The following is a 13,389-nucleotide window of genomic DNA, read 5'->3' as shown; positions in this document are numbered from 1 at the left end:
CCCTCGCAAGCCGGGCCCCGCCCCGCTCGCGTCGATCATGGAGTTGTGGTGGGCGATAAGCGGTGCTGTGCCCCTTACGCGCGGCACCACAACTCCATGATCGACAGAGGCTCTGTCGGCCGGGTCACGGAATGAACGCCACCTCGGGGAAGGACCGGCTCGGGCCGTTCAGGAGGTGGCCGTCCCGGTGCCGCAGGTGCAGGTCGAAGAACGCCAGCGGGTACGCCTGCCCGATGCGGACCGCGCGGGCGGGGTCGAGCGTGCCGACCCAACGCACGAGTTCCTCGTCGCTCATGCCGATGAGCTTCGCCAGTTGCGGCACGAGCCACTGGTTGTCGCCGTAGGACGAGTGGATCGCTTCGGCGGCCTGGACGTTGAGTCGCCATCCCCGTAGGTGCCTGAAGAACTCGGCGACGGCGGGCTCCGCGGCCCGGGTGTACTCCGCCGTCATCAGCATGAACGGCCGGTACAGGTCGGTGGTGGGCATCGGCTGCGACACCATCGGGGCGTCCAGGCTCAGCCCCGCCCGGACCCGTCGGTCGGTGCCCATGGTCAGGGCCGTCGCGGTGCCACCCTTCGACCAGCCGAACATGCCGATCCGACTCAGGTCGAGGGCGGCACCCAGCCCGGTCGGCAGTGGCGCGTGGTCGACGTCGGGGTTGCCCCCGGCGGCGAGGTCGAAGATCTGATCGAGGACGAATCGGACGTCGCTGGTGTAGGTCCACGGGGTGGAATCGACGTCATCCTCCTGGACGGTGACTCGGCCGTCGGGGAATTCGCTGAACCCGTCGTACGTGTGGTCCACAGTGACCACCGCGTACCCGTGGCTGGCGAGTTCCTGCACCACGATGGTGGTGTCCGAACGGTGGCTGCCGGCGCCGTGTGAGTACAGCACCACCGGCAACCGCCGGCCCGGGTGCCGCACCGGGGCGCCCTCGTGCCCGGCCGTCAACGGCGCCAGCGCGGCGTGGGGGTCGAAGCCTGCGGATTCCAGCAGCACGCGCATCGAGGCGGCCGTCATCCACGGGGAGCGCGGGTAGCGCCGCTCGTTCCGGGCGGGGTACCAGACGCTGACCATCAGTTCCCGATACCGCCCCGGCCCGGCCAGCGGTTCCGGCCGCGACCGGTCGACCAGATGCAGCGACACCACACCCACGCGGTACGGCCCGGTCGGCCGGGGGAGAGTGAGCCGGGCCGGGCCCGCATCGGCGGTTGCCGCCGTGGCGCGGCCAGCGATGCCCAACGGTACGCCGGCCCCGACCGCCAGCGCGGCTCCGACAAGGCCACGGCGCGTGATCCCCCGTGCACCAACAGGTTTCACGGTTGGCATTGATCCTCCCCTGGGTTGCTCGACGCCGGAACCAGGCCGCCCGACCATCGATATACCCGCAGTATATATACCGAGTGTATAGATGCAACGACGGCGATGAGTTTCGACAACGGGTGAGCTCTCAGGGGTCGCCCAGGCGCGACCATCGCGCCGATCTTGCAGTTTCTGTCCCAGCAAAAAGTGCAGAACGGGCAAAAGTGCAACCGTAAGCGCAAGATCGCCGGGCCGGGCAGGGCCGGGCCGGCAGGGCCGGGGCTGGGCCGGGGCTGGGCCGGGGCTGGGCCGGGGCTGGGCCGGGGCCCGGGCAGGGCAGGGCGGGGCGGGCGGGGCGGTGCTGGCTAGCCCAGGACCAGGCCGGGGTCGGGTTCCGGGTCGGGGGTTGGGCCGGGGATCTTGTACTCCTCGGTGAGGGTGGTCATCGGGCCGGGCCAGGTCGCCTGGGAGACCTCGATCGGCTTGCGGTGCGCGTCGTACGCGACGTGCAGCAGGTGCAGCACTGGGGTGTCCGGCCGGATCTGGAGCGTTTCGGCCTCCTCCCGGCTCGGCTGACGGGCGCTGATCGTGTCGGTTGCTGAAACGTACCGTCGTCCGGTGGCTTCCTCGGCCTCCTGGTAGAGCGGCCGGCCGAACGCCTCGGTGCGCTCCAGCGAGGTTCCGGCGGTGTCGCGGGGCAGGAACCAGGAGGCGCCCACCTCGACGGGGGAGTCGTCGGTGCGGACGAGGTGCCGCCGGCAGAGCAGGTTGGTGCCGTCGGAGACGCCGAAGGCGTCGGCCACCTCGGCGGGGGCGGGGGCGTGCCCCACGGAGACGAGCTGTTGACGGTATCGGGCGGCCAGGTCGGTGTGGTAGCCGCGGAAGCCGCCGTACCGGCCTCGGGAGAGGCGGTTGAGGCGGCGGCGGGTGCCCCGGACGTACGTACCGGAGCCGGGTTTGGTGATCAGGATGCCCTCGACCCGCAGTTGGTCGACGGCGCGTTGCACGGTCTGCTTGGCGACGCCGAACATCTCGGCGATGGCCGGGATGGACGGCAGCCGCTCGCCCGGCCCCCAGTCCCCGCGCCGGACCTGGACCTTGAGCTGCGCGGCGATCTGTCGGTGCGGGAACTCGGCGGCCCCGGGATTGATCTGCACACCCGCCTCCTTGATCACATCTAGGTTCCTAGGATGCCCTAGGGGGTGTGACGGCGCCACCCCGGACACGCGAAAACGGGCCTTCGGACCACAGAAGGTCCGAAGGCCCGCAGCGAAAACGGTGCTACCAGGAGCCGGCGGTGGGGCCGGCCGAACCGCCCCGGCGGCGCAGGTACTTCTCGAACTCCTGGGCGATCTCGTCACCGGTCAACGGCGTGATCCCCTCGTCGCCGACCCGCTCTTCGAGCTCGCGGACGTACTCGCCCAGCTCGGCGTCCTGCTCGGCGGCGCTGCGTACCCGCTGCTCCCACTCGGCGGACTCCTCGGCCAGGTCGGCCATCGGCACCGGCAGGTCGACGACCTCCTCGACCCGGTGCAGCAGGGCGAGGGTGGCCTTCGGGCAGGGCGGGTTGTTGGCGTAGTGCGGCACGTGCACCCAGAACGAGACGGCGTCCACCTCGGCGCGGGTGCAGGCGTCGTGCAGCACGCCGACGATGCCGGTCGGCCCGTCGTACCGGGTGGGGGTGAGCTGGTAGCGCTCGGCGGCCTGCGCGTCGGAGGCGCTGCCACTGATCGGTAGCGGCCGGGTGTACGGCACGTCGGCCAGCAACGCGCCGAGCAGCACCACCCGTTCCACCTCCAGGCTGTGGCAGATCTCCAGCACCTGCTCGCAGAACGTCCGCCAGCGCATGCTCGGCTCGATGCCGCGGATCAGCACCACGTCACGGTCGGTGCCCTCCGGGCTGGCCACCATGAACCTGGTCGTCGGCCACTCCACCCGCCGGGTCTCCCCGTCGGCCATGGTGATGGTGGGCCGGCTGACCTGGAAGTCGTAGAAGTCCTCCGGATCCAGCTCGGCGATCTGCCGGGCGTTCCAGACCTGCTCCAGGTGCTCGACCGCGGCGGTGGACGCGTCGGCGGCGTCATTCCAGCCCTCGAACGCGGCGATCGCTACCGGGGACCGCAGCACCGGCAGTCCGTCGAACTCGGTCACGCCGTCACCTCACCCTGCTCGTCGCGGCTGGCGCCGGGACCGCGCCCGGTCGTCATACCGTGTGGCACGGTGGCGTCCCTGTTGTCCTTCACGTCCGCCAGCCTACGTGCAGGGCGAGGGTGCGGCCCGTCGGCCGCGCCGGTCGGCCGCTCCGGCAGCAGGTCATACCCGAACGAACCAGACAGCGTGATCCCCGTGACACAATAGGGGATCGCACGAGGATGGTCGTGGAGTCCGGCGGAATCGCACTAACCTGAACGGGTGCGGACTTCATTGATGGATGTGTTGGCTGATCGCATTCTCATCGCCGACGGCGCGATGGGCACGATGCTTCAGGCCGCGGACCTCACGCTCGACGACTTCGACGGGCTCGAGGGGTGCAACGAGATCCTCAACGTCACCCGCCCGGACGTGGTGCGCGGGGTGCACGACGCCTACCTGGCCGTCGGCGCAGACTGCGTGGAGACCAACACCTTCGGGGCCAACCTCGCCAACCTCGCCGAGTACGACATCCCGCACCGCATCCGCGAGCTGTCCGAGGCGGGCGCCCGGATCGCCCGGGAGGCCGCCGACGCGGCCAGCACCCCGGAGCGGCCCCGGTTCGTGCTCGGCTCGATCGGGCCGGGCACCAAGCTGCCCACCCTCGGGCACGCCGCCTACTCGACCCTGCGTGACGCCTACCAGGAGAACGCCGCGGGTCTGATCGTCGGCGGCGCGGACGCGCTGATCATCGAGACCTGTCAGGACCTGCTCCAGGTCAAGGCGGCGGTGGTCGGGTCGAAGCGGGCGATGGCCGAGCTGGGCCAGACGGTGCCGATCATCTGCCACGTGGCGGTGGAGACCACTGGCACCATGCTGGTCGGCAGCGAGATCGGGGCGGCCCTCGCCGCGATCGAGCCGCTCGGCGTGGACCTGATCGGGCTCAACTGCTCGACCGGCCCGGCCGAGATGAGCGAGCACCTGCGTTACCTGTCGCAGCACTCCCGCATCCCGCTGTCGGTGATGCCGAACGCCGGCCTGCCGGTGCTGACCGCCGACGGGGCGTACTTCCCGCTGACTCCCGTGGAGCTGGCCGAGGCCCTGGAGCGGTTCATCAACGAGTACGGCGTGGGGCTGGTCGGCGGCTGCTGCGGCACCACCCCGGAGCACATCCGGGTGCTGGCCGAGCGGCTGCACGGCGTCACCGCCCCGGTCCGGGAGCCGCGGCACGAGGCGGGCGTCTCCTCGGTCTACCACCCGGTGCCGTTCGCCCAGGACGCGTCGGTGCTGATGGTGGGGGAGCGGACCAACGCCAACGGCTCGAAGGCGTTCCGGGAGGCGATGCTCGCCGGCGACTGGCGGGCCTGTGTGGAGATCGCCCGCAGTCAGGCACGGGACGGCTCGCACCTGCTCGACCTGTGTGTGGACTACGTCGGCCGCGACGGCACGCAGGACATGCGGGAGCTGGCCGGTCGGTTCGCCACCGCGTCCACCCTGCCGATCATGTTGGACTCCACCGAGCCGAACGTCATCGAGGCCGGCTTGGAGATGCTCGGCGGCCGCTGCGTGGTCAACTCGGTGAACTTCGAGGACGGCGACGGCCCGGAGTCCCGCTACGGGCGGGTGATGCCGGTGATCCGGGAGCACGGTGCCGCAGTGGTGGTGATGTGCATCGACGAGGAAGGGCAGGCGCGCACCGCAGCGGACAAGGTCCGCATCGCCTCGCGCACCATCGACGACCTGACCGGCCGATGGGGGATGGACCTGTCCGACATCCTGATCGACACACTGACCTTCCCGATCGCCACCGGGCAGGAGGAGACTCGCCGCGACGGCATCGAGACGATCGAGGCGATCCGGGAGATCTCCCGCCGCTACCCCGGTATCAACTTCACCCTCGGCATCTCGAACATCTCGTTCGGGCTCAACCCGGCGGCCCGGCAGGTGCTCAACTCGGTGTTCCTGCACGAGTGCGTGCAGGCCGGCCTGACCTCCGCGATCGTGCACGCCAGCAAGATCCTGCCGATGTCGAAGATCCCCGACGAGCAGCGCGAGGTCGCGCTGGACATGGTCTACGACCGACGCCGCGAGGGGTACGACCCGTTGCAGCGCTTCCTCGAACTCTTCGAGGGTGTTGACGTGACGAGCGCCCGGGCCAGCCGGGCGCAGGAGTTGGCGGCGTTGCCGCTCGACGAGCGGCTCAAGCGGCGGATCATCGACGGTGAGCGCAACGGCCTGGAGGCCGACCTGGACGAGGCGATGGCCGGCGGCCGGTCCCCGTTGTCGATCATCAACGACATCCTGCTGGACGGCATGAAGGTGGTCGGCGAGCTGTTCGGCTCCGGCCAGATGCAGCTGCCGTTCGTGCTCCAGTCCGCCGAGGTGATGAAGACCGCGGTGGCCTACCTCGAACCGCACATGGAGACCATCGAGGACGGCGGCAAGGGCCGCATCGTGCTCGCCACAGTGCGCGGCGACGTGCACGACATCGGCAAGAACCTGGTCGACATCATCCTGTCCAACAACGGCTACGAGGTGGTGAACATCGGCATCAAGCAGCCGATCAGCGCCATCCTGGACGCCGCAGAGCAGCACCGCGCCGACGCGATCGGCATGTCCGGGCTGCTGGTCAAGAGCACTGTCATCATGAAGGAGAACCTGGCCGAGATGGCCACGCGCGGGGTCGCGGAACGCTGGCCGGTCCTGCTGGGTGGGGCGGCGCTGACCCGCGCGTACGTCGAGGACGACCTGCGGTCGACGTTCCCCGGGCAGGTGCACTACGCGCGGGACGCGTTCGAGGGTCTGTCCCTGATGGACCGGGTGATGACGGCCAAGCGCGGCGGCGCCCCGGTGATCGACCCGGAGCGGGAGGCGGCTCTCGCGGCCCGGCGGGCGCGCCGGGAACGGCAGCGCTCCATGGTCACCACGTCGCTGCCGGAGCTGCACGACTCCTCGGTCCGCTCCGACGTGGCCGGCGACGTGTCGGTGCCCACCCCGCCGTTCTTCGGCACCCGCGTCGTCAAGGGCGTGCCGATGGCCGACTACGCGGCGCTGCTCGACGAGCGGGCCACCTTCTCCGGGCAGTGGGGGTTGCGCGGCGCCCGGGGTGGCAGCGGACCCTCCTACGAGGAGCTGGTCGAGACCGAGGGCCGGCCGCGTCTGCGGTACTGGCTGGACCGGCTGATCGCCGACCAGGTCCTTGAGGCAGCCGTGGTGTACGGCTACTTCCCCGCGTACTCCGAGGGCAATGACCTGGTGGTGCTCGACGAGAACGGGCACGCGGAGCGCGCCCGGTTCTCCTTCCCGCGGCAGCGGCAGGAGCGGCGGCTCTGCCTGGCGGACTTCTTCAGGCCCCAGGGCGACCAGCTCGATGTGGTCGCGTTGCAACTGGTCACCGTCGGCCAGCCGGTCAGCGAGTACGCGGCGAAGCTGTTCGCCCGCAACGAGTACCGCGACTACCTGGAGGTGCACGGCCTCTCTGTGCAGCTCACCGAGGCCCTTGCCGAATACTGGCACCAGCGCATCCGCGCCGAGATGACACTGCCCGACGGCCGCCCGCTGGGGCACGACGACCCGGCGGACCTGGCCGGCATCCTGCACAACGACTACCGGGGCTGCCGGTACGCGTTCGGCTACCCGGCCTGCCCCGACCTGGAAGACCGGGCGAAGATCATGGATCTGCTCGGCGCGGACCGGATCGGGGTCGAGCTGTCCGAGGAGTTCCAGCTCATGCCGGAGCAGGCCACCGACGCGATTGTCGTCCACCACCCGGAGGCCAACTACTTCAACGCCAAGTAAGGGCGGCCGTCACTAGGCGCGGTGGCCATGTATGCGGTCCCCGTGGGCAGTCGCAGCCCGGTCGTGCGACGAGCGTCGGTCGGCGCTCGGCGTCTGGCCGGGTTGCCAGCGTGTCTCGTCGCCTCGTGCTCGACGTCTCGGTCGCCTGGCGGAGGCAGTGGGTCAACCAGGCTCTGCGGCGCTTGGTGTGAGAATGACCCGTCGGGTGACGTCCAGGTGCCGGGTGACCGTGTACCTGTCAGTGTCGCCGATCTTCGGAGCGTCGCCGTTCCATTCCAGGGATGACCAGCAATCCTCGAACCTCACCACGCACTCCCTGTTCGACACGAAGACGTGAGTGACGGTCGCGGTCACCACGGAGCCGATCGGAAATCGTGCTTTGATCGACGTCCACTGCTGGTGGCTCAGGCTGCTGGGCAGGTAGGTCTGCGAACGGAATCGCTCGTCGAGGGGGAGTAGGCGAACCTGACCCGTTCGGTGTTCGAGAACTTCGAACGTGGTCACCGTGCCCACCGCAGGCCAGTCAGCCGGCTCGTGCGGCAGGACCAGGACGTCGACGAAGCCCTCTGCTTCCTGGCCCACGTCCACCATCAACCCGATCGCTCCGGGCTTCGGTATGAGGACGACCTCGCCCCTGATGTGCTCGCCCACTGGAAAGCGACGGCGAGCAGTGTCGAATTTGTCCGGCTGCACCATGACCTCCTCGACTGTCCTTGACCGGTGCGCCAGGAAACGGGGCGACTTCTCTTCACGCGAGTGTCGCGATCATGTCAGGCGTCTGGTGGAACGCCAGGCGAGGGCATGTCCTGTGACGGGACAGGCCAGCCGAGGCGGCCTGCCCTTCCCCAGCAGCAGGCCGCAACGAGACCCCCCGCCAGCCCTTCACCAGGCTGGCGGGGCTCAGGTCAGCGGGTCCAGGCCACGAACCTGTCGTACAGGTCGGCGGTGGCGACGGTCGGCAACTCTTCCAAGGCCACATCGAGCAGGCCACTGACGTACATGGACAGGTTGACCCGGTTGGTGCCGAATTCCTCTGCCAGGCGTACCCGCGCCGGGTCGCACGGCCAAGACTGCTCGCATGCCTGACAGTCCCACTGCGGCCGGCGGGGCATGTGCTCGCCACCCAGTCGACTGTCCAGTGCCGCCACCGACCGTTCCGCGTGAAGGGCGCTGCCCGCCCGCACGGTTGTTGGTACCTCCGACATCAACGCTGCCCCCTCTGTCACTGGCTGGAGGGCGCCCGGTCACTCCCGGCACGGACGCCCCCGCCTCTCGGCGGAACGGCGGCGACGGTCGCACACATCGCGTCGGGTTCGGATGTTCGTCACCGCCGTCCGTAAACGGGACGTTACGGGCGGTCAATGATGACTTGAAGGCGACGGCTGTCCGCTGATCGCCGAACCTGTCCGCTACCTGCCAGCGGTGGGCTTGAACTGCTCCAACACGTCCCGCAAGTCGGTAGCCTCCGGTGCGCCCGACTGCTCCACCCGGCGCAACACCTCCCGCGCCCGCCACCAGTTCGACGGCACCACACGCCCCGACGCCACCGCCTCCGCGGCGAACACGGACGCCTCATCAGGGCGACCGGAGGAGGCGAGCGCCAACCCCAAATCGAGGCGAGCCGACGCCGACCGTCGCGGCCGTTCTCCACCGTCACCGCGCGGATCCAGATGCGCCAGAACCTGCCGAGCCACCCGCTCCGCGCCCGGGTCACCCGCCCACGCCAACGTGGTGGCCATGTACGCCTGAGCCTTGGACGGGTCGTACCGGTAGTGGTGCTCCGCCCTCTCCGGTGTCGGCAGGTTCGCGGTCAACCGTTCAACCCGGTCCAACGTCTGCCGTGTCTTACGGACGTCGCCCATTCGCGCCCACGCCCGCGCCTCCTGCGCTGTCGCCTGGATATGGGCGGAACTACCGACGGGGGCCACTTCCTGCGCCTGCTGGGCCAGGCGGAGGGCACCCCGGTAGTCGCCGATGGTCAGCACCTCCCACGCCCTGGTTTCGAGGCACCAGCCCAGGATCTCCGGGTGATCGGCGTGGTCGGCGAGCCCGGAAGCGGCGGTGAGGTGGGCGCTGGCGGCGCCGGGCTGTTGCAGGTCGATGTGCACGGTGGCCCGCAGCACGGCCAACCACCCACCGGCGACGACGAGGCGCCGCTGTTGAGCGAGGGTGACTCGTCCGGCGAGCAGCCTGCCGACGTAAGCGAGGTGTTGGCGCACCATGGGCAGCAGGTCGGCCGGGGCGGTGGTGGGGTACAGGCTGGCGAGGTCGTCGACGCCTTGTTCGATGCGGGTAAGGGTGTGGTTGCTGACGTCGCTGGCAGCAATGCGTTGCAGCAGGTCGTCGGCTTCAGCTTCGTGGTCGATGGGCGCGGTGACCAGCCGGGCGAGCGCACCACCGGCGTTGAGCACCTGATCGAGGTGTTGGGCGGTGTCGACGGTGGGCGCTTTGCTGCCGATTTCGAGTTCGTGAAGGTGACTCTTACCCCGGTGAGTGAGTTGCGCGAGTGCCCGCAGGGACAGGCCGGTTTCCTCACGGAGCTGCCGGAGTATGGCACCGAAGCGCGGGTCGACGTGGGACGTCATGGCTGTGCTCCCAGGTAGCGGTCTGGGTGGTGGGCCGCCGACCGCTACCGGCGGCACCACCGTGGACCACGCTACCCGCAGTGTCGTGACAGGTCACCTATTGCAGTAATCGATCAGTAGAGCCACCGGTCGAGCACGCCGGGCCAGAAGTGGGTTGTGTGGTCGCCGTCCCCGAACGCGGGCGGGTCAAGGTCCCTGATGCGTTCCAACAGGTCGGCGAGCTCCGTGAGCGCCTGCTCTTCGGCCTGTCCGTCCTCGTCCCAGCGGTCGATGACGGTTGAGTTGGTGAGCCACATACCCACTATGTGCAGCGAACACAGCCAGTGGACGATCGTGGAGTTGACGAATTCGGCGCTGCCGTCCGGCGACCATATCTGCACCTCGCCGGTCCCCGGCGCGGCACCGTACACCGAGAGCGGGTCGTCGGAGTTCGCCAACCGGTACATCGTCGGTTCTGCGTTGAATGACACCGCGCCGACAAGGCCATCGATCAGCGGTACACCACAGGAGACCAGTGCGGCCTTCTGCTGGTCGGGAAGCCACCACTTCGCCACATCCAGCTCGGTGGCACGCACCACCCGCCCGGTACCAGCCCAGGCCGCCACCGCTTCGAACGCGGGAGGCAGCGGAAGATCATCAACCGGCACGCCGACGAGGGTAGTCCGAGCAGGACGTTTCGTCGTCGGCAAACTGTCGCCCCTGGATGACGGGCACGCCTGTCGTACATCACCTGGCGAAACCGCGTTGCATGTCAACTGTCCGATCACAGCCGAGCTGCCGACCACGTGGTTCAACTCCTCTGCTCGACCGTCCCGGCCAGGACGGTGTTCCGTCGGGTGGTAGAACGGGGCATGGAGTTCGCGCAGCTCAGCCAGGCGTTGGATGACATCTTCGACGACGCGATCGTGCATCACGGGTACACCGACTACATCCGCGATTACGAAGTCATCGCCTACGTCACCGCGGACCCGCATACCGGCATCCCACCCGTCCACCTCCGCTACCTCTTCAAGTACTGCGTTGCAGCCGAGGTGCATACGGAGGTGAGTCCCGATACCTGGCGTTGCTCGCTCGACGAGCGACTGACTGACCGGGAGATCGGCCCGGACCTGGACGGCTTCGTGTGGGCGGTGCGTTGGCAGCCGCTCTACCCAGGTGCGGAGGTGGTGGCAGACTCCGAGCGTGCCCGGTCGTGGGCTGAAAAGATCGGCATCCCCTTTCACGAGGTCCGCCTCAGAATGAACGCTCACGTCGTCACTCTCATCTTCAGTGACCTTGACGTGACGGAGGTGGGGGAGGGCTACGCGCCCTTCACAGTCACCGACGACGACTGATGCAAGGATCTTGCAACTCGCCCTGGTGACTGATCTGAGTGACGATCGGGATGGACGCCAGCGGACGAGACGCAGGTAGCCGGCAGCGGTGGAGGAGCCGTCCCAGGTGGGGACGGTCCGGCCTCCATGTCTGCGCAGCAGATGGCGTCGGTGACCGCGGTTTCTTCCCGAGGGAACTCGGCGGCCAGGGTCTCACCGAGCCCGGTCGGTCAGCCGAGCTGAGTTGGCGTAGCGGTGGCCTCCCAGGTGGTCAGGCAGAACGGGTGGCCCGCCGGGTCGGCGTAGACGTAACACTGTTCGCTGTTGGGCTGGAAGTCGTACTTTGTTGCTCCGGCAGCGAGCACGCGGGCCTCGGCGGCGTCTCGGTCCACGACCATGAAGTCGAGATGCATCATGATCGACGAGGTGGGGTCGGGCCAGGTGGGTGGCGTGTATCCGGGCATAGTCTGGAAGTTGATCCGTCCGGCCGGGCTCAGCACGCATGCCCAGCCGTCCCCGGCGTGTGTCAGGGTTCCGCCGGTGATGCTGGCGTAGAACCCCGCCAAGGCGACGGCGTCCGGGCAGTCCAGGGTGACCGCACTGAGCCTGATCTCGTCCGACATGTCTCCTCCTGTGGCCCGTGCCGGCGGTTGCTGGACGCGCCCGCACCGATACGACGACCAGCACGACGGCGCGCTCGACAAACTGGACGACGTAACCTAACGCACACGGTGGTCGAGCACGGTGATCAAGCCGCGACCCGGGCTCTCGGCTGTCGTAGATCACCTGGCGGACGACTGTCGCACCGACACTTCCGGCTAGACGATCGTCGGTCTCGGGTGCAGTTCGTCGGCGTTCGCGGAAGTAGGGATCCTCGATTGCGCGGGACGGGTTGATGGTGTTCCAGGTGATGGAGAGGTGGCGGCTCCGGCCTGCTTGTTGCATGGGGGTCAAGGGCTGCGGGCTCAGGCTTTATCCGGCCTGGCGTCGGGGCTTGGCACCATGACGTCATCGGGTCAGCGCGTTGCAACGCGGACGAGGGGCACGTCGGCCCCTGGCTGCGAGCAGCCGCCGAAGCCGTCCTGCCTTGTGCCATTCGCCGTACCAAGGGCAGGATTCAATACGTGGGAGCGATCGGTAGCCCGTGGTGGCAGACAGCCAAAACGCCCAGGCAGGGGTTCATCCTCGGGGGCGTCTGGTCTTTACTTGCTGTGGCGTACTGGGTGTTCGCCATCGGGGAGCCGATCAGTTGGTCCGCGATCATCGCCGTGCTGGCAGCACTGCTTGGCGTTGGCTACCTGGTGACAGCCGTGCTGCTGCGTCGGCGTCAGCGCTCAGATCACTAGTTACCAAGAGCTACGCCGTAGCGGGCCGACAGCAGGTCACGGCGATGCTGGTCCGGGACCAGAGTCGCCGTTCAGCCGGTGCGTCTCCCGGAAGCTCACGGCGGGCGGCATCCCATACCAGCGGTGCCCATCCCAGCTGAGGCGATGACAAGCTGTGCGGATGCGACAGGTCACTGTGCTCGGCAGTTGCGGTGCCTTTCCCGAGCCAGGCCGTGCCTGTAGCGGCTTCGCTGTGGACTGGAACGGCTACCGCGTGGTGCTCGACCTGGGCTACGCCACACTGCCGCGGTTGCTCCGGCACTGGCCCGATGGTGCGGTGGACGCCGTCGTCATCACCCACGAGCACCCGGATCACTGCGTCGACCTGCACGGTCTGTTCAGGATGCGGTTCTACGGTCAGCCCGCCGGCCCACGGCTGCCGCTGTTCTGCCCGCCCGGTGTGCTTGACCGGCTCAGCGGCCTGGAGCCCGATGTCGACCTGCGCACGGTTTTCGACCTGCACCCACTACCCGGCAGCTACCGGGTCGGGCCGTTCGACCTGACCGGGCTGTCTCTGCCGCACTTCGTGCCCAACGCCGGCATCCGGCTTGTGGCCGACGGAATCGTGGTGGCCTACTCCGGGGATACGGGGCCGACTCCCGCGCTTGCCGAACTGGGCCGCGACGCCGACCTGTTCATTGTCGAGGCGACGGACCACGACGGCGAGAGCGGTCGTTCCCGCCGGAACCTCATGACCTCCACCGAGGCCGGGCTGTGGGCACGCCGGGCGGGTGCCCGCCGCCTGATGCTCACCCACTTCTGGCCAGGCAATGACCGGGCAGCCGCAGTGGCGGCGGCGCAGGCGGAGTTCGAGGGCGCAGTACTGGCGGCTCAGGAAGGGCTCGCAGTGATGCTTGGGATCCCAGCCAACTGAC

General features: G+C 68.9%; 11 protein-coding genes. 3 read left to right on the top strand and 8 right to left on the bottom strand.

Annotated elements, in window-relative coordinates; translation table 11 throughout:
* Positions 1–124 precede the first annotated feature (124 nt).
* The 3 genes from ACFYPG_RS21125 to ACFYPG_RS21115 form a co-directional block, all read right to left on the bottom strand.
* The gene (locus tag ACFYPG_RS21125; RefSeq protein WP_387353534.1) at positions 125–1,330 is read right to left on the bottom strand and encodes an alpha/beta hydrolase family protein; all 1,206 of its coding nucleotides are present in this window, start codon (positions 1,328–1,330) and stop codon (positions 125–127) included.
* A 338-nt stretch (positions 1,331–1,668) separates the two neighbouring features.
* Positions 1,669–2,460, bottom strand: coding sequence for a GntR family transcriptional regulator (locus tag ACFYPG_RS21120; RefSeq protein WP_355007909.1), 792 nt, complete (start codon positions 2,458–2,460; stop codon positions 1,669–1,671).
* A gap of 124 nt (positions 2,461–2,584) precedes the next feature.
* Positions 2,585–3,454, bottom strand: coding sequence for a PAC2 family protein (locus ACFYPG_RS21115; protein ID WP_030332815.1), 870 nt, complete (start codon positions 3,452–3,454; stop codon positions 2,585–2,587).
* A gap of 276 nt (positions 3,455–3,730) precedes the next feature.
* Between ACFYPG_RS21115 and metH the strand changes: the two genes are divergently transcribed.
* Positions 3,731–7,231, top strand: a complete 3,501-nt coding sequence (gene metH, locus ACFYPG_RS21110; RefSeq protein ID WP_387353931.1) for a methionine synthase — start codon at positions 3,731–3,733, stop codon at positions 7,229–7,231.
* Between the two features lie 162 nt (positions 7,232–7,393).
* Here the strand turns inward: metH and ACFYPG_RS21105 are convergent, their stop codons facing one another.
* From ACFYPG_RS21105 to ACFYPG_RS21090, 4 genes are all read right to left on the bottom strand, one after another.
* Complete coding sequence (locus ACFYPG_RS21105; RefSeq protein WP_387353531.1) at positions 7,394–7,927, bottom strand: hypothetical protein; 534 nt, start codon at positions 7,925–7,927, stop codon at positions 7,394–7,396.
* 209 nt (positions 7,928–8,136) lie between these two features.
* The gene (locus tag ACFYPG_RS21100; RefSeq protein ID WP_387353530.1) at positions 8,137–8,436 is read right to left on the bottom strand and encodes a hypothetical protein; all 300 of its coding nucleotides are present in this window, start codon (positions 8,434–8,436) and stop codon (positions 8,137–8,139) included.
* A gap of 204 nt (positions 8,437–8,640) precedes the next feature.
* The gene (locus ACFYPG_RS21095) at positions 8,641–9,816 is read right to left on the bottom strand and encodes a helix-turn-helix domain-containing protein (protein ID WP_387353529.1); all 1,176 of its coding nucleotides are present in this window, start codon (positions 9,814–9,816) and stop codon (positions 8,641–8,643) included.
* Between the two features lie 113 nt (positions 9,817–9,929).
* Positions 9,930–10,601, bottom strand: coding sequence for an SUKH-4 family immunity protein (locus tag ACFYPG_RS21090; protein WP_387353930.1), 672 nt, complete (start codon positions 10,599–10,601; stop codon positions 9,930–9,932).
* 66 nt (positions 10,602–10,667) lie between these two features.
* Here ACFYPG_RS21090 and ACFYPG_RS21085 point away from each other — a divergent pair, with 66 nt between their 5' ends.
* Complete coding sequence (locus ACFYPG_RS21085; protein WP_387353527.1) at positions 10,668–11,150, top strand: hypothetical protein; 483 nt, start codon at positions 10,668–10,670, stop codon at positions 11,148–11,150.
* Positions 11,151–11,359: 209 nt separating this feature from the next.
* Here the strand turns inward: ACFYPG_RS21085 and ACFYPG_RS21080 are convergent, their stop codons facing one another.
* Positions 11,360–11,752, bottom strand: coding sequence for a VOC family protein (locus ACFYPG_RS21080; protein WP_387353526.1), 393 nt, complete (start codon positions 11,750–11,752; stop codon positions 11,360–11,362).
* 883 nt (positions 11,753–12,635) lie between these two features.
* Between ACFYPG_RS21080 and ACFYPG_RS21075 the strand changes: the two genes are divergently transcribed.
* Positions 12,636–13,388, top strand: coding sequence for an MBL fold metallo-hydrolase (locus ACFYPG_RS21075; RefSeq protein ID WP_387353524.1), 753 nt, complete (start codon positions 12,636–12,638; stop codon positions 13,386–13,388).
* Position 13,389: the final 1 nt, after the last annotated feature.

The sequence above is a fragment of the Micromonospora sp. NPDC005553 genome, assembly GCF_042871765.1.
Taxonomy (GTDB): domain Bacteria; phylum Actinomycetota; class Actinomycetes; order Mycobacteriales; family Micromonosporaceae; genus Micromonospora.
The sequence above is the reverse complement of the archived record's forward strand: the minus strand, read 5'-3'. Positions and strand labels throughout refer to the sequence as shown.